Annotated in this window: 20 protein-coding genes; 8 read left to right on the plus strand and 12 right to left on the minus strand. The window is 66.4% G+C overall.

Annotation, left to right across the window (positions count from 1 at the left end):
• Window positions 1–18: 18 nt before the first annotated feature.
• Genes ON32_RS12025 through ON32_RS12045 form a run of 5 tightly spaced genes read right to left on the minus strand, consistent with a single transcriptional unit; the run spans window position 19 to window position 4,414 of the window.
• On the minus strand, window positions 19–876 hold the full coding sequence (locus tag ON32_RS12025; protein WP_174361625.1) for an alpha/beta fold hydrolase: 858 nt from the start codon (window positions 874–876) through the stop codon (window positions 19–21).
• Between the two features lie 51 nt (window positions 877–927).
• Window positions 928–2,211 carry an acyl-CoA dehydrogenase family protein gene (locus ON32_RS12030; protein ID WP_040790956.1) on the minus strand — a complete coding sequence of 428 codons (1,284 nt, stop codon included), beginning with the start codon at window positions 2,209–2,211 and terminating at the stop codon, window positions 928–930.
• Between the two features lie 8 nt (window positions 2,212–2,219).
• On the minus strand, window positions 2,220–3,224 hold the full coding sequence (locus ON32_RS12035; RefSeq protein ID WP_040790957.1) for a phosphotransferase family protein: 1,005 nt from the start codon (window positions 3,222–3,224) through the stop codon (window positions 2,220–2,222).
• On the minus strand, window positions 3,221–3,547 hold the full coding sequence (locus tag ON32_RS12040) for a DUF6285 domain-containing protein (RefSeq protein WP_245550987.1): 327 nt from the start codon (window positions 3,545–3,547) through the stop codon (window positions 3,221–3,223). The genes ON32_RS12035 and ON32_RS12040 overlap by 4 nt, the downstream gene beginning before the upstream one ends.
• A 12-nt stretch (window positions 3,548–3,559) precedes the next feature.
• Complete coding sequence (locus ON32_RS12045) at window positions 3,560–4,414, minus strand: oxygenase MpaB family protein (RefSeq protein ID WP_051133154.1); 855 nt, start codon at window positions 4,412–4,414, stop codon at window positions 3,560–3,562.
• Window positions 4,415–4,654: 240 nt separating this feature from the next.
• Here ON32_RS12045 and ON32_RS12050 point away from each other — a divergent pair, with 240 nt between their 5' ends.
• Window positions 4,655–5,782, plus strand: coding sequence for an NDMA-dependent alcohol dehydrogenase (locus tag ON32_RS12050; RefSeq protein ID WP_040791233.1), 1,128 nt, complete (start codon window positions 4,655–4,657; stop codon window positions 5,780–5,782).
• A gap of 106 nt (window positions 5,783–5,888) precedes the next feature.
• Window positions 5,889–6,317, plus strand: coding sequence for a DinB family protein (locus ON32_RS12055; RefSeq protein ID WP_051133209.1), 429 nt, complete (start codon window positions 5,889–5,891; stop codon window positions 6,315–6,317).
• An 11-nt stretch (window positions 6,318–6,328) separates the two neighbouring features.
• Here ON32_RS12055 and ON32_RS30525 read toward each other — a convergent pair whose 3' ends face one another.
• Window positions 6,329–7,000, minus strand: a complete 672-nt coding sequence (locus tag ON32_RS30525) for a CatB-related O-acetyltransferase (protein WP_085995179.1) — start codon at window positions 6,998–7,000, stop codon at window positions 6,329–6,331.
• 196 nt (window positions 7,001–7,196) lie between these two features.
• Between ON32_RS30525 and ON32_RS30975 the strand changes: the two genes are divergently transcribed.
• A complete protein-coding gene (locus ON32_RS30975; RefSeq protein WP_040790959.1) occupies window positions 7,197–7,562 on the plus strand; it encodes a four-helix bundle copper-binding protein in 366 nt (121 codons plus the stop codon).
• Here the strand turns inward: ON32_RS30975 and ON32_RS12070 are convergent.
• A complete protein-coding gene (locus ON32_RS12070) occupies window positions 7,481–8,884 on the minus strand; it encodes a serine/threonine-protein kinase (RefSeq protein WP_051133155.1) in 1,404 nt (467 codons plus the stop codon). The genes ON32_RS30975 and ON32_RS12070 overlap by 82 nt on opposite strands.
• Window positions 8,885–8,987: 103 nt before the next feature.
• Here ON32_RS12070 and ON32_RS12075 point away from each other — a divergent pair, with 103 nt between their 5' ends.
• Window positions 8,988–9,671, plus strand: a complete 684-nt coding sequence (locus tag ON32_RS12075; RefSeq protein ID WP_040791236.1) for a TetR/AcrR family transcriptional regulator — start codon at window positions 8,988–8,990, stop codon at window positions 9,669–9,671.
• Entirely contained in the window at window positions 9,668–10,555 is an 888-nt protein-coding gene (locus tag ON32_RS12080; protein ID WP_051133156.1) for an alpha/beta fold hydrolase, read from the plus strand. The genes ON32_RS12075 and ON32_RS12080 overlap by 4 nt, the downstream gene beginning before the upstream one ends.
• Window positions 10,556–10,577: 22 nt before the next feature.
• Here ON32_RS12080 and proS read toward each other — a convergent pair whose 3' ends face one another.
• Complete coding sequence (gene proS, locus ON32_RS12085; protein ID WP_040791238.1) at window positions 10,578–12,017, minus strand: proline--tRNA ligase; 1,440 nt, start codon at window positions 12,015–12,017, stop codon at window positions 10,578–10,580.
• A gap of 151 nt (window positions 12,018–12,168) precedes the next feature.
• Between proS and ON32_RS12090 the strand changes: the two genes are divergently transcribed.
• Window positions 12,169–12,504 carry a YnfA family protein gene (locus tag ON32_RS12090; RefSeq protein WP_040790960.1) on the plus strand — a complete coding sequence of 112 codons (336 nt, stop codon included), beginning with the start codon at window positions 12,169–12,171 and terminating at the stop codon, window positions 12,502–12,504.
• Between the two features lie 150 nt (window positions 12,505–12,654).
• Here ON32_RS12090 and ON32_RS12095 read toward each other — a convergent pair whose 3' ends face one another.
• Window positions 12,655–13,857: an MFS transporter gene (locus tag ON32_RS12095; protein ID WP_217998050.1), complete on the minus strand. Its 1,203-nt coding sequence runs from the start codon at window positions 13,855–13,857 to the stop codon at window positions 12,655–12,657.
• Between the two features lie 83 nt (window positions 13,858–13,940).
• Between ON32_RS12095 and ON32_RS12100 the strand changes: the two genes are divergently transcribed.
• Both ON32_RS12100 and ON32_RS12105 read left to right on the plus strand, forming a co-directional pair.
• Window positions 13,941–14,315 (plus strand): ArsR/SmtB family transcription factor, encoded by a 375-nt coding sequence (locus tag ON32_RS12100; protein WP_051133157.1) that lies wholly within the window; start codon window positions 13,941–13,943, stop codon window positions 14,313–14,315.
• A gap of 113 nt (window positions 14,316–14,428) precedes the next feature.
• On the plus strand, window positions 14,429–14,899 hold the full coding sequence (locus ON32_RS12105) for a hypothetical protein (RefSeq protein ID WP_040790962.1): 471 nt from the start codon (window positions 14,429–14,431) through the stop codon (window positions 14,897–14,899).
• Between the two features lie 128 nt (window positions 14,900–15,027).
• Here ON32_RS12105 and ON32_RS28845 read toward each other — a convergent pair whose 3' ends face one another.
• The 3 genes from ON32_RS28845 to ON32_RS12115 form a co-directional block, all read right to left on the minus strand.
• On the minus strand, window positions 15,028–15,270 hold the full coding sequence (locus ON32_RS28845) for a hypothetical protein (protein ID WP_157224177.1): 243 nt from the start codon (window positions 15,268–15,270) through the stop codon (window positions 15,028–15,030).
• A gap of 172 nt (window positions 15,271–15,442) precedes the next feature.
• Complete coding sequence (locus ON32_RS12110; RefSeq protein WP_169331617.1) at window positions 15,443–15,868, minus strand: ESX secretion-associated protein EspG; 426 nt, start codon at window positions 15,866–15,868, stop codon at window positions 15,443–15,445.
• On the minus strand, window positions 15,820–16,149 hold the full coding sequence (locus ON32_RS12115) for an ESX secretion-associated protein EspG (protein ID WP_040790964.1): 330 nt from the start codon (window positions 16,147–16,149) through the stop codon (window positions 15,820–15,822). The genes ON32_RS12110 and ON32_RS12115 overlap by 49 nt, the downstream gene beginning before the upstream one ends.
• Between the last annotated feature and the right edge of the window lie 72 nt (window positions 16,150–16,221).

The raw sequence follows: 16,221 nt of genomic DNA on the forward strand, positions 1-16,221 counted from the left end.
GGCCGGTGTGGTGGGCACTCACCCGAGAAGGTCGCGCAGGATGCGGTCGGCATGTGTCCACAGCAGCGCGCCACCGGCGTCGGCCACATGGTGTCGGACGGCCTTCGGAATTCGCCGGGCGAGGGTGCGCCCGTGGTCGGGCGAGTGGGTGGGGTTGGTGTCGTGTTCGCCGTACCACAGGTACACGGGGCAGTCGAGGTCCTCGACCCGGAACGGCCACGGGGACAGATGGAGAACCGTATCTCGGGCATAGCCCGCCGAGCCCTGCGCGAAGCCGGCCGCCAGGGTGCGGCGGAACATTTCGTCGAACTGTGGTTGTCGATAGATTTTCCGGTCCACCTCGGGACTCGTCTCGACGCTCATCCGCCACAGGGTCTCGGCGCTGCCGAAGCCGGCGAACTCGGCCTCGGCCTCGACCGGGTCGGCGGTCACCCGATCGACCAGGCGACGCACCTCGGACGGCAGGGTGAGTCCGGGGTGGGCGAGTTCGTCACCACCCGAGACGATCGCCACCGCCGAGCCCACCGCCCGCGCGGCACAGGCGAGCGCGAACGGCGCTCCCTGGGAGAAACCCACCAGTGCGGGGTCGGTGAGGCCGAGCCGACCGATATCGTCGGCCCAGTCGAGCAGTGTCCGGCCGGGGGCCGGGGTGGAGACACCGAGGCCGGGACGTTCCACCGAGATGAGCCGCACCCCCAGTTCGGTCACCACATCGGCACCGAAACCCAGCCATCGTCCCCATCCCGCTCCGGGACAGAACACGACCGGCCGGCCATCCGGCGGCCCCCACTCCGCCCACCCCAATCGACGTCCATCCGGTAGAATATTCTCCCCGGCCCGGACCGGTTCGGCGATGACCATGTTCACTCTGCCCATGATTTCACTCTGCCCATGATGATCCGCCCCCGCGGTGGCCGGTGAACGCGATCAGCGCGATGCGTTCTGCGACCCGACTCCCTTGACCACGGTCCGGTCCATGAACCCGAACAGATATCCGGCGACCCGGCGCATCTGGATCTCCTCCGCGCCCTCGGTGATGCGGTAGCGGCGGTGATGCCGGTAGATGTGTTCGAACGGCTTGTACCGGGAGTAACCGAGTCCGCCGTGCACCTGCATGGCCCGATCGGCGGCCTCACAACACAGCCGGTTGGCCCAGTAGTTGCACATCGATACCTGTTCCGAGACGGCGAAGGTACCGTAGGCGTCCATCGACCAGGCGGTCTTGTGGATCAGCGCGCGCAACATCTCGCACTGGGTGTGCAGTTCCACCAAGGGGAACTGGATCGCCTGATTGGCGGCCAACGGTTTACCGAAGGGTTTGCGTTCCTTGGCGTAGGCGACGGCCTGGTCGACGCAGTACTGGGCGGCGCCGAGACTGGACGCGGCCTGGCGGATGCGGTTCTCGTTGAAGAAATGCTGGACGACGGCCAGGCCTTTACCCTCCTCGCCGAATACCGCCGAGGAGGGCACGCGCACATCGGTGAGCGAGACCCGGGCGTGGTCGGTGGGCATATTGAAGGTCCACAGGTATTCCTCGACCGTGAAACCCGGCGTGTCGGTGGGCACCAGGAACGCGGTGATACCGCTGCCCTCGCCCGCCCTGCCCGAGGTGCGGGCGAAGATCAGGTCGGCGTCGGCGATATGGACGCCGGTATTCCAGGTCTTGCAGCCGTTGATCACCCAATCGTCGCCGTCCCGGACGGCGGTGGTCTCCATATGGGTGGCGTCGGAGCCGTGTTCGGGTTCGGTGATACCGAACGCGAAGAATTTGGTGCCCGCGGCCAGGCCGTCCACCCATTGGGCCCGCTGCTCCGCGGACCCGTATTCGAGCATCAGCAGCAGGCCGACATTATTGGCAACGATGGCGTGCTCGTTCTGTAAATCGCAGTGCAGGCCCAGGCCGCGGCGGGCCAAATGTTCACGGATCACGGCCATACCGAGATTGGTACCGTCCCGACCGCCGTACTCGGCGGGAAAGGCGTAGCGATAATGGCCGGCGGCGTCGGCGCGACGCCGGGCTTCGGCGAGGAGTTCCTCCCACTCCCGACTCGGCAGACCGCCGCGTTCCCAATCGGTGCGGGCGTCTTCGCGACGGTGGTCGAAGAAGCGGATGTTGTCGTCGGCCCGTTCGAGCGGAACGATCTCCTTGTCGATGAAATCGTCCAGTTCGTCCAGATAGGCGGCCAGGTCGGCGGGCAGTTCGAAATCCACGATGACTCCTATGCTTTCGCGCGAGGGCGGATCTGCATGAGCAGATCCCATTCGATTTCCGAGACGCGCCGACCGCCGGCGGCCATGACGATATCGCGGACGGTGCCGTCGAGATGGGCCGCGGCCTGACCGGCGAGACCGACCCCCCAGGCGAGCGTGCCCATGACCTTCCACCAGCGGTAACGGTCGGCCTCGAAGGCCGCTCCGGTGCTCTCGTAGCCGCGGACGAAGGTGTCCCGGTCGGTGATTCCACCCATTTCCCGGTGATCCTCGCGGAATCGCCACATCCGCAGGGCGGGCCAGGCGACATCGCGCATGGGGTCGCCGAACCGCTGGGCCCCCTCCCAGTCGAGGACGGCACGCAGTCCGTCGGGGCCGACGATCAGATTGCCGTTGCGCATATCGGTATGCAGGAGGACGGGTTTCGGCGGTAGGCCGGGTAAACGTTTCTCCAGCCAGCGCAGCGCCAACCCGAAAACGGGGCGGTCGGCGAGAAGTTCACGCACCCCCCGTTCGGCCGCGGCGAACTGTTCGGCGGCGGGATCGACGCCCGCGGCGGGCACGCTGTCCGGGACCGCGGCCGGGTCGATACCGTGCAGGCGGCCCATGGCCACGCCCCACTGTCGCGCCACCGTCTCGGCGTTACCGGCGGCCGCGATGGTACGCAGTACCTTGCGGGGCACGGTCTCCCCGTCGATGTGTTCGGAGATCATGAACGGTTCGCCGATATAGCGGGTGTCCGTGCAGACGGCCACCACCTCCGGTGCCGGAATACCGTTGGCCCGGGCCAGTTCCCGCACCGCGGCCTCGGCGTCGACCGGGACGAGTTCGACCGCGGGCGGCACGATCGTGGCCACCAGGGGACGCGGTTCACCACCGTCCACGGTGGCCTCGAAGGCGATATTGCGCCGCCGCGCGCCCGCGGACAGGAACTGAAACCGAAAGATCCGCACGGAGCCGCCGAACTCGTCACCGAGAAAGGCGGTCAACCCCTGGACCGGGTCGGTGCTCATTCACCTTCCCACCTGTCGTATCCGGGTTTGGCGATGGCGAGATCGGCTCGCACCACCTCGGTGAGCGCCTGCCACAGCGCCTCGTCGTCACCGGGGGGAACGGCGGCCAGCAGGTCCCGTTCCCGCCGCGCCGCCTGCGGACCGAGTTCGACCTCGCGTCCGAGGATGCGGGCCAGGTTCGCCCCGACTCGCGCACGATGCTGCAGATCGGGCGGCAACGCCGGCAGCAGTGTGTCCTCCAGGAGTTCGGCAAGTGTTTCCAGCAGTTCTGCTGCCGTCGGACGGTTCTGCACGGGCTCTCCCTCGTCGGATTCCGTACCCACTAGATCATGGGGTCAGGTGGTACGCACGCGTTCGATCCCCGCGTAGGCGCGTGGGGCGTATTTGAGCCGGTCCGGCAGCAGCGGCCATATGGTGCGCACCGTCGTCGCGAACGCGCGGAAGCACACCTGGTCGATCGGGGTCCAGCGCAGGCCGAGAATCTCCCGGGCCCGTTCGGGCATGAGTGCGTTGGCCAACCACACGTTGAATGCCATCACGGGTCGCCAGATCACCGTCCACACCGGTTCGGGAATACCGGGGAACGCCGGAATCCGCTCCCGGTTCAACCGCAGGGCGAAATCGGTGGTGGCGTTGGCTTCCAGAACCTCGTCGATGGTGTGGTCCCAGTACTCTTCGAATTCCGCATAGTCGGTCACCAGCACCCGGTCGGACAGCCCGTACATCCGCCACCAGGTGATGCCCTCGGCGATCAGTTGATCCTTCTCGGCGTCGGTGAGCGGCGTGCCGAAATACTCGTTGAGCGCGATGGTCAGTTCGACGAAAGTGGCATGAGTCCACCAGTACACGTCGGGGTTGAGGGCGTGATAGCGCTCGCCGCGTGAATCGGTGCCTTTGAGGTGTCGGTGGTAGTCCCGCACCCGCCGGGCCTGATCCTCGTTGTCCGCGTCGTAGATCATTCCCTGGATCTGCGGTAACGAGCGCACCAACCGATCCCAGGGATCCGCAAAGAAATTCGAGTGGTCCTGCAGGGCCGCGCCCACGGCGGGGTGCATGTTCTGCAGGATTCCGGTGCGTCCGAGGAACAACATGTTCCGCAGGTCACCGGCGTACTTCCAGGTCAGTGAGCCTGGCCCGATCGGTGCGCCCTGCGGGGCGGATGGCTCGATGGCGGTATTCGGGGCACCCATGAACCGACCTCCTGGTCTGCACGAAATGAGGTACTGAGAGAAACAGTAGATGATCTTCTCATTCTCGCATCACCCGGGCATTCCACGAAGCCGGTCGCGGCCGATGAGTGAAACCCGGATTGCGTCGAAGTATTTGTCGTATCGTCGTCTGGACGGTTGTCCATACACTTGTGTGCAGCAGTTCGGATCCGGTCTCCGGCGGTATGTGCAGTGGGCCCGGATCGCGCGGAAAGGCGAACGATGAAGACCAAGGGCGCTCTCATCTGGGAATTCGACCAGCCGTGGCAGATCGAAGAGATCGAGATCGGCGATCCACGCGAACACGAGGTGAAAATCCGGCTCGAGGCGGCCGGAATGTGCCATTCCGACCACCATCTGGTCACCGGCGGCATCCCGATGATGGGATTCCCGGTGCTCGGCGGCCACGAGGGCGCCGGCGTGATCATCGAGGTCGGCGCGGGCGTGGAAGACCTTGCGGTCGGTGACCACGTGGTGCTGTCGTTCATCCCCTCCTGCGGGAAGTGCCCGTCGTGCCAGGCGGGTATGCGCAATCTCTGCGATCTGGGAGCGCTATTGCTGGCGGGCACCTCGGTAACCGACGGGTCGTTTCGCATCCGGGCCCGCGGCCACGACGTCTACCCCATGGCCCTGCTGGGCACCTTCTCCCCCTACATGGTGGTGCACCAGAGCTCGGTGGTGAAGATCGCTCCCGATATCCCGTTCGAGGTGGCGTGCCTGGTCGGCTGCGGAGTCACCACCGGTTACGGTTCGGCCGTGCGCACCGCCGATATCCGTCCCGGCGAGGATGTCGCGATCATCGGTCTGGGCGGAGTGGGGATCGCCGCACTACAGGGCGCGGCACACGCGGGTGCACGCTATATCTTCGCCATCGACCCCATCCCCTGGAAACGCGAGCAGGCGTTGAAATTCGGCGCGACCCACACCTACGCCGATATCGAGGAGGCCACCGCCGCGTGCGCCGAGATCACCTGGGGTGGAATGGCCAAGAAGGTCATCGTGACGGTGGGCGAGGTGCACGGCGAGGACGTCGACAGCTGGATGGGCATCACCGCCAAGGGCGGTACCTGCGTACTCACCGCCATGGGCAGCCTCACCGACAACCGGGCCACCCTGAATCTGGCAATGCTGTCGCTACTGCAGAAGAACCTGCAGGGCACCATTTTCGGCGGCGGCAATCCGCACTACGACATCCCGCACCTGTTATCGATGTACAAGGTGGGCAAATTGAATCTGGACGATATGGTGACCCGGCAGTACCGGCTCGACCAGATCAACGAGGGCTACCAGGACATGTTGGCGGGACGCAATATTCGCGGTGTCATCCGCTACACCGACGCCGACCGCTGACCATGCGCCGACACCGGCCGCCTCGTGACCGACGCCGGCGTACGGTGACGGCGTGACCGCACCGGAACCGATCTGCCACGGACCCGAACGGGCGCTGTTGGAGAACATGCTCGACCGAAATCGCGCCACACTCGTGGCCACCGCGCGCGGCCTCTCCGAAACGGATGCCCGACGCCGGCTCGTACCCTCGCTGACCACGCCGATCGGATTGATCAAACACGCCACCGTGGCCGAGCGGGTCTGGTTCCAGCGGGTACTGGCCGGCATCGGCGAACACGACTGCGATGGCCCGGCCACCCCCGGCGACGTCAGTTTCCTCGTCGGGGACGACGAAACCCTCGAGGAGGTGATCACCGCCTTCGAACGTGCCTGCGCCCGATCACGGGAGATCGCCGCCGAATACGACCTCGAGGTGCGCCGCCGACACTGGCGCATGGGCACGGTCGACCTGCGATGGATCTATCTGCACATGATCGCCGAACTGGCCCGACACGCCGGGCACGGCGATATCCTGCGCGAACAGATCGACGCCTGAGCTACCGCTGCTCACTCCGTCGCGGAGCCACCCCACCCGTGCGACTCGGCGATCCGCGCCAGTTCGGCGGGTGAACCGCCCATGATGACGGCCGCGTGCTCGGTGACGAGTTCGATCGGCCAATCCCACCAGCGCACCCGTAGCAGGACAGCGACCTCCTCCGGAGTGAAGCGGGTGCGGATATGGCGGGCGGGATTACCCGCGACGATGGCATACGGTTCGACATCCTTGGTGACCACCGCGTGCGCGGCGACCACCGCACCGTCGCCGACGGTTACACCGGGCATGATCGTGGCGGAGCGCCCGATCCACACATCGTTGCCGATCACGGTGTCCGGAAGCGGGTCGATGGCGGTGAACACTTCGAGGGTGTTGTCCGTCCACGCCCCGCCGAACATGGTGAACGGGTAGGTGGACGGACCGACCATCGGGTGGTTACCGGCCGGCATGACGAATGTCGCCCGCGGCGCGATCGCCGTGAACCGGCCGATGATCAGGCGCTGCGGACCGTAGTTGTACAGCACGTTCGCGTCCTGGAACGGCACCCCGCTGCCCTCGTCGTCGAAGTAGGTGAACTCTCCCACCTCGATGAACGGCGAATCGATCTGGTTGGACAGGAACACCACATTCGTCAGCTCCGGTCGGGTGGACGGATGCAACCGTGTGGGGTCGGGGATCGTCAAGGGAAGTCATCTCCTGTCCGGGATCGATTGTCGCGACCGACCACGCTACCTACCCATACGGCATCGGAATCGAACGTACCGCTCCGACAGGCTCACCCCCACGGGCGGCAGCGGGTTCATCGGCGTCGGGGGGGTACGCCCCCCCGCTGGAAACACCCGACCCCGGGAAGGAACGCCGACGACCCGGGCAGCCGATATGCTCCAGGCCCACCCGACCGATTTCGGAGAGACCGACCGACGTGCTCTCGCCCGCTGTATCGAGGAGTGCTTCTTCGCCTGCGCTCGGGTGTGTACCGCATGCGCGGACGCCTGTCCGGGCGAGGAAACCGTCGCCGAGCCGATCAGCTGTACCCGCGCCGACCTCGATTGCGCGGACATCTGCATCACCACCGGCCGGGTGCTGTCCCGCCATCTCGATTACGACACCGATCTCGTCCGCGTGGCGCTCACGGCCTGGTCGCCCTATTCCAACCGCCGTGATCATTTGGGGGCGGTCAGGGTGAGCTTGCTACACAGCCACCGACCGTCGACGTTCTCGAGTGTCATCACCATCGACAACTGAGTGGTCCTCGGTTCGGGAGCCACCGCTGTCTTGACGGTCTGCTCCCCGATGACCAGCACCTCGGCCCGAGTGGCATCGCCGGATTTGTAGTAGCACTGCAGATCTTTCACTCGGGTGGATGTCCGGTTCTCCACCAGGAGATCACGCAGAGTCGGGAGCGATTCGTCGAAATCCCGCTTGGCCTTTCCGGTCGTATGCTCGCCGATCGCCCTCATGTAGGCGTCGATATCGGTGTAGTCGTAGTTCGTGATTGCCTCGGTGATATCGCAGGCCGCCTTCTCGAGCTCCTCCTCCATGGTCCGCTGCTGCTGCAGTTGCGCGGCCTCGGAGGAATTCCACGCCATCGACACCGCGGCCACACCGCCGCCGAGTGCGAGGACGACGACGAGCGCGGCCACCCCGAGCAACAGCATGCGGGATCGACCATGCCGCGGCGGCGGAGCCGCCGCGGGCGGGGACGGCAATGCCGACCGCGGCAGCCGAGCGTCGGCGAGCGCCGCGGCAGCCGCCTCGGCGAGCTCACCGCAACTGTCGAATCGATGCTCACGCTCCTTGGCCATCGCCTTCGCGATCACCGCGTCGAAACCGTTGGGCAGGGCCGGGTTCAGGTGACCAGGGCGCGGCGGAGGTAGATGCAGATGGGCGTGGATCAATTGGCCGGTGGTCGTGGCGGGAAAGGGGGGCGAACCGGTGAGCAGGTGGTGCAGTGCCCCACCGAGGGCATAGACATCGGTGCGGCGGTCGATACCGGACGAGGCGTCGAACTGTTCGGGGGCGGCATACCGGAAACTGGCAAAGACCTCCCCGGTGCGAGTGAGCCCGGCAGTTTCGTCCAAGGCCTTGGCAATGCCGAAGTCCGCGAGCAGGACTCGCTGTGGCGTACCACCGGCGATCAGGATGTTGCCCGGTTTGACATCCCGATGCAGGATCCCGTTCCGATGGGCGTGGTCGAGCGCTCGAGCGGTCTGGTCGATGATCCACACGGCGTAGTCCGGTGGGAGCGGACCGTTGCGCAGCAGGGTGCCGACATCGGTCCCGTCGATGTATTCCATGGCGATCCACAGCCGCCCCTCATGCTCACCGCGGGCGTAGATCGTCACGATATTCGGGTGCGCCAATCGCGCGGCGGTATCGGCCTCACGTTGAAACCTCGCCCGCACATCAGGGTCATCGGTCACGGCGCCGCCGAGCAATTTCAGGGCGACGAAACGCGGTAGATCACGATCGTGCGCGAGGTACACCTCGCCCATACCGCCCATGCCCAGGAGGCGTTCGATGCGATATCCCGCGAATACCTGCCCCGGCTCCGCCGTCTGCCCCACCCGGCTCTCCTCTGCTCGATCTCGCGGTCACCCTACTGCATATCGAAACCGAGCAGCCTGTAGTGACCATATAATGGATTCTGGTCACTACGAGAGAGGTCATATGCCACGTCCACTCATCCCCGACCGCCGGGGGCGCATTCTCGCGGAGGCACAGGCACTCATCCTGGACAAGGGCTGGCCCGCCACCACGGTGGCCGATATCGCCGAGCGCGCGGGTATCGGCAAGGGCGCCGTCTACCTGGAGTTCCCCAATAAGGCCGCGATTCTGGAAGCTCTGCTGAACCACCGGATGAAACAGTTGACAGCCCGGGTGCATCGCCGAGTCCTCGACGCACGGCAACTGGTGGACCTACCCACCGTCTACCGATTCGGCGTCGAGGCACTACTGGCGGACCCGTTGATGTGCGCGCTGTATGTGGGTGATCGGACCGTACTGGGCGACCATGTCCGAGACGTGGCCGACGATCGGTACCTGCAACGGATGGAATGGCTCGGCGACTATATCGCCCGGCTCCAGGAGATCGGGATCGTCGACGCCGGCGTCCCCACGAAAACGATCGTCCGCGTCCTGGGCGTGTACACCCTGGGCCTGGTCCACGCGCCGGGTGTACTCGGCGCGACCACCCCGGAAGAACTGGCCGATGCGGTCGGCCTGTTCGCCGACCTCGTCGGCCGCGGACTGGCCACCGATCTGCCCGTCGACCCCGAGGCGGCCCGCACGGCGCAGCTGACCCTACTCGAACGACTCGGTGGTCAACTCGACCTCCTGGAGGAGCAGTCATGACCGAAATCTTCGGCACCCACACCGATCTGACCGTCTTCGGCGGCCCCGTGCGGTGGTACCACGCCGGCGATACCGGGCCGGCGATACTGCTGTTGCACGGCGGGATGCTGGATACCGCACAGGGGGTGTGGCGCCATCTCGCCGCCGACCTGGCCACCGATTACCGGGTGCACCTCATCGACCTCCCCCGCCACGGCGGCAGCCGACCGTGGTCGGGAGTATTGGACGACACCTTCTATCGTCGCTTCCTCCACGACCTGCTCGACACCCTCGATCTACCCCGCGTGGCGATCATCGGACTCTCCCTGGGAGCGGGAATCGCCACGGGCTACGCCCTGGATCACCCCGAGCGGGTCAGCGCCCTGATCGCCGTCGGCCCCGGCGGGATCGGGGCCAAACGTAGGGCACAGTTCCTCACCTGGCTGCTCATCCGCACCCCCGGCGCCATGCGGCTGACCGCCCGATACCTGGCCCGCCACCCCGAATGGATTCGGAAATCGATGCGCGCCGAACTCACCGCCGGCGCGGACACCCGCGATTTCGAGACCATTGTCGAGCGGGCCGTCGCGGAGGCCGAGGCGAAGGCCGAATACGGCGAACCGGCCCTCGACGACTGGATGATCCACTCCTATGGCCCCTTCGCCATGCGGGTGAACCTCCTGCCCGAGCTGCCGAAACTGACCGTTCCGACGCTCTGGGTCCGCGGCGGCCGGGATCGGCTCGTCGGCGACGCCGAGATATCGGCCGCGGCCGCCGCGACCCCGAACTCCCGCCTGGTGACCATCCCGGACGCCGGACATATCGTCACCTACGACAAACCCGACGAATTCGGTCGCCTGGCCCGGGAATTCCTGGCCGAGGCACTCGACCGCTCCCGACCGTAGCATCGGCCACGGGCGATATCGCTCAGTAGGCGCGACCGAAGATCACGCGCTTGCCATGGGCCGAGGCCGCTCCGCACCGAACACACGCACCAACCGCGGGTTCGTCCGCCAGGGGAATGCAACGCGGGGTGGCGGCGGTTGCGGATTTGATGTCCTCCTCGCAGGCGGAGGCGCCGCAGTGCAGCGCCCGCGCCCATCCGGTCGCGACCGCGGCGGCGAAGTCGTCCCAGCTGTCGACCGTACGGGTGTGTTCGTCACGGAACGCGGTCGCACGAGCGAGCAGGAACGCCTGGAACTCGTCCAGCACCCCCGGCACGATCTCGGACAGAGAATCGAGCGGTACGGCCCGCTTGCCCTCGTCACCCAGGCGTTTCACCAGCATCGCCGTTCCGGCCGCCAGATCCCGCGGACCGAGCTCGAGCCGGATCGGCACACCGCGCATCTCCCACTCGTTGTATTTGAAACCGGGGCTGAGTTGCCGCCGGGCATCGACATGGGCGCGCACACCGGCCGCCCGCAGCCTGCGGGCCAGATCGTCGGCCGCATCCTCGACCGCGGGATCGCCACCACGGGTGATCGGCACGATCACCACCTGATACGGCGCCAGCCGCGGCGGGAACACCAGCCCCTTGTCGTCACCGTGGGTCATGACGATGCCGCCGATCATGCGGGTGCTCATCCCCCAGGACGTGGTGTGGCACAACTCGTCGCGCCCCGATTCGCCGGTGTAGCGGATGCCGAACGCCGTGGCGAAGTTGGTACCCATATAGTGCGAGGTACCCGCCTGGAGCGCGCGGCCGTCACGCATCATGCCCTCGATGGTGAACGTCGCCACCGCCCCGGCGAAACGTTCGCCGGGTGTCTTCTCCCCCGGGATCACCGGCATGGCCGCCAAATCCCGCGCCACCTCGTGGTAGATGTCGAGGGCCAGCATGGTCTCCCGACGGGCATCGGCCTCATCGATATGCGCGGTGTGTCCTTCTTGCCACAGGAATTCGGTGGTGCGCAGAAACATTCGCGGCCGCAGTTCCCACCGCACCACATTCGCCCACTGGTTCAACAACAGCGGCAGATCCCGGTGGGAAGCGATCCATTTGGCCATCATCTCGCCGATGATGGTTTCCGAGGTCGGCCGCACCACCAGCGACTCCTCGAGCTCCTTACCGCCGGCATGGGTCACCACGGCCAACTCCGGGGAGAACCCTTCCACGTGCTCGGCCTCCCGACCGAGATAGCTTTCCGGGATCAGCAACGGAAAGTAGGCGTTCTCATGGCCGGTGTCCTTGATGCGACGGTCGAGTTCGGCCTGTAACAGCTCCCACAGCCGATACCCGTACGGTCGAATGACCATGGTGCCCTTGGCCGGGCCTCGGTCCACGAGGCCGGCCTTGAAGACCACCTCGTTGTACCAGGCAGCGAAATCCTCGCTCTGGGCGGTCACACCGCGCTCATCCCGTGCCATGGTCACAGAGACTACTGGTGGGCGGCAGATCTGCTTCGGCCACTCCCCGTGGATCGGTCGCCTCGCCGTCCCACCGCGGGCGCCCCGGATTTCCGGCGGCCGGCCCATCCACCGACGACCGGCACCGGACTCGGAATCCAGGGTCGGACCCGTGACCATATTGCGTTCGATCCTGTTGTTCGTGCTCGCCGCCGTGGCCGAGATCGGCGGGGCCTGGCTGGTGTGGCAGGGGGTGCGCGAGCATCGGGGATGGGCGTGGATCGGCGCGGGTGTGATCGCCTTGGGGATCTACGGCTTCGTCGCCACCGGACAACCCGACGCCCAGTTCGGTCGTATCCTCGCCGCCTACGGGGGCGTATTCGTCGCCGGTTCGCTGCTGTGGGGAATGGCGCTGGACGGTTACCGACCCGACCGCTACGACATCATCGGCGCCCTGCTCTGCCTCGCCGGGGTCGCCGTCATCATGTACTCCCCCCGAGTCGAGTGAGGGCGTGCCCCCAACTCACCGCGTATCGAGGCCATAGCAATCGGCGAACAACCGATTTCGGAAGTACCTGCATGTCGGATGAAGTTCGGGAACCCATTATGATGCCCGGCCCGACGTCGTCGGGTCGGGCGGATACAGGCGGCGCTGCGCTCATTCACGCACGGCAGACCGATAGGCCGCCGCACCCGTGAACAGTGCGAGAACCGCGAGGGTTACCGCGAGCACGGTCGCGGCGGCCTGCATACCCCATCCGTTGACGGCATAGCCGGTGGCCACGGTGAGTACCGCTGCGGGGAGATAGGCGCAGATGTTCAGCGCGGCATTGGCCTCGGCCCGGCGGTCGGCCTCGACGTGGTGGGCGATGAGCCGCAGACCACCCAGTTGGCCGAGCCCCTGCCCTGCACCGGCGAATACGGCCGATACCACGAAGAAGAGGGGGCTTTCGATGCCGAGGGTGAGCACCACGGCGGCCATCGCCAGGACGGTGCAGGCGGTTCCCAGTGCGAACAGCCGACGTACGGCGAGCCGCGTGAGCACGATCTGGGAACCGGTGGCGGCCAGGAACATCACGCACGCTGCACCGCCGGCCAACAGCGGCGAGGTGGTCCCGAGGGCGAGCACCAATAGTGACGGACCGAGGGACAGCACGAAGGAGGTTGCGCTCAGTCCGGGCGCGAAAACCCCTGCCCCGCCGAGAACATGTCCCCGATTGGGCGCGGGCACGCGCGGTAGACGTGGCCACAGGACCCCCGGCACCCGGCCGGACGGACGGTTCAGCGGTAATCCCACATAACCGACAAGGGCGAGAAGCAACAGCACGATGTTCACGGTGAAGACCCATTCGATAGGGCGTTCCGTTAGCTGGTAGACGATTCCGCCCAGGAGCGGCCCGAGACCGGCTCCGAAGACCATCGCGATGGAGGCCCACATCGAGGTGGCGGATCGGCGATGTTCCGCGCCGAGGTCGACAACCGCCGCCATACCGGCGGACACCACGATCCCGACCGCGATGCCGACCAGCAGCCGCGCGACGATCAGGGCGATGACATCGCCCGCGGTCATGAAAAGCACCGCGGAAACCATGGCGATCAGGATCCCCGGTATCACCACCGCCTTGCGACCGTAGCGATCGGCCGCACGTCCCGCGATCAGCAGCGTCACCACCAGGCCCGCAATATAGGCGGCGAACACGATCGTCAGGGTCGCCGACGAATACCCCATCTCCCGCTGCCAGTACACATACAGCGGGGTCGGGGAGTTGGACAGCGCGAATACGGCCGTCACCGCCCACGCCGCCCGCAGCATTTGCCATCTCGTCCCGCTGCGCTCCGCAGCCCCACGTACCACCGTCACGGACCATCCTCCTTGTACGAGAAAATACGTACAAGGAATGTAGCTGTACGAGAATTTTCGTACAAGCCGGCTAGAATGGCGATATGCCAGAGCCCACATCCGATATCGAGCGACCGCCGCTCCTGCCGGAACCATCCGTCGACGAACTCCGACTCGAGACCGTGATGGGCGCCCTCGCCGATCCGCTCCGTATGACGGTGGCGCGCAAACTCCTCCTGGAGTCCGACGAGTTCGATCACCCCTGTGGCTGGTTCGGCTTCGACCGCCCCAAATCCAGCCTCACCCACCACTTCAAGGTGCTCCGCGAGGCGGGCGTGATCCATCAACGGCAGTACGGATTGGAACGACGCAGTCGGCTCCGCACCGAGGACCTCGAGCAACGCTTCCCCGGCCTACTCGACCTCATCGCCTCGACCGGCCGGAACCCGCACGAACCACATCCGGCTCGAACGGCATAACGACCGCCCCTGCCACCACTTTCGGGGCCTTCCACCCCGTGCCGGGAACGGTAGCGTTCACGTCGGTAGCAGCTCTCTGCTCGACGAGCGAACGAACCTGGAAGGCTCGAGTCATGGCCCATGCGCAAAGAATCGGCCGATACGTGCGGACGAGCGCCATCGCCGTCGCGATGGCGGCGGGAATGTTCACCACGGCAATACTCGCCGCGCCGGCCGCATCCGCGACGCAGAGCGCCTCGGTCGTCGAGGGCCGAGGAAGGATCCTGGTCACCGTGATCGAGGACCATCCGCAGGAGACCGCCGACGAGACGATATGGATGGACGGCCGCGAACTCCCGCACTGCGACTGGGGCAAGCGGGACATCGTCGGTCGAGCCCGTCACCATCGCATCTGTGACGTGCCCGCCGGCGCCCACCACATCCAGGTGCGCGATCCCGGCAAGGGCACGCTCTTCGACGGCCGGGTCACCGTCCCGCCGCCCAACGGCCTGCTCGACATCGTGGACACGGTGGTGAGCTGTCTACGCCTGCCGATTCCGACCGACCCGACCTACCAGGACGTCCTCTGTAAACAGATCGGTTGACCTGCCCGCCGGCCGGGGCGGTCAGGTCCATCGTCACTCGCCATTGCACCGTGGCCCCCTCGGAGGACTCGGCGGCATCGAGTACCGCATCGCACGCACCGGGTCCGGCGGTCTTCACCGACGTCACCTCACCCGCTTTCCCCAGCTCCTCCCGTAGCAGCAGGGCACACATCGATCTCCCGAGCCCGCTGCATGATTTCCCGCCGCTGGGTGGCGTTCTCCGGCGCGGTGAACCACACCAGGTCGGTTCCGGCCGTCGGCGACGGAGACTCCGATCCACAACCGGCGACGGCAATCGCCACGACACCCGCCAAGGCCGGGATTCGGAACATGATCCCCCGCACGGCTCCACCGACGACAGACTCGGACAAATCAACCAGCGGCCACCCACCACGCCAATAGATGCCGGACACCGATACCGACCCCCACCGGCGTCTGCGTCATGGAATCCACCCGGACAAGACGAGTGGCGCCCGGCAGCGAACATGCCGTTCGCCGCCGACCCCGGGTATCCGGATCGGCAGCGGTGCAGCCGTGAAGGGTTCAGCCCGGATCGATCATGCGGACGAGCTCTCCGCGCAGCTCGGTATGCGAGATCGGATCGATGTGGAAATCCCGGTAGCGCTGTCGGTACACGTAACGACCGTCGTCGGTGACGTCGAACCAACTCAGATAGCGCGGCGGGAACGGGCGGGGCTCGCGAAGACCGTGGCGTACCTCGATATGCCCCGCCCCATCCCGAGGGGCGCGCAGCAGACGGCGCATACGGTCGGCCATCCGGAGTTTGCCACCGGTCCAGACCTCATGGGTTTCCCGCAGGTGATCGATACTTTCCACCAGAGGCGGGTGGCGTCCCTTGGGGAGCTCACCGAGGACATAACCGAACACCCGGGGCACGATCTCGGCAGGACCGACCTGGATCACCACATTGCCGCCGAACTCCGGGGTGGGGCCCGGCCGCTGCACCAATGTGAGCCGATCGTGGTGACAATGGCCCCGTATGCGCGGACGGGGCGCAGTCGCGTGCCGAACAGAGTGAGGGTGGAATCCGGGTCGGCAGCCACCCGTAGCGCGGCCGACAGGTCCGGGTCCCGCCCGATGGGCAGACGTTCCCTCAGCTCGGAGGCGATCTTCTCGTATTCGGATTCCCAACGGACCGACGAGACCAGGCGCAGCGGAAACGGATACCGATCCCGGCCGGTCTCGGCCCACACGTGCATGAACTCGTCGGGAGTGAATTCCCATTTCACCGGTGGCCACCGCCGTCGTCGTACGATGCCGGACGGGGAGCCGAGAAGGTATCGCCTCGGTGGGCGCCACCG

It is taken from the genome of Nocardia paucivorans NBRC 100373, from assembly GCF_000308675.1.
GTDB classification, from domain to species: Bacteria; Actinomycetota; Actinomycetes; order Mycobacteriales; family Mycobacteriaceae; genus Nocardia; species Nocardia paucivorans.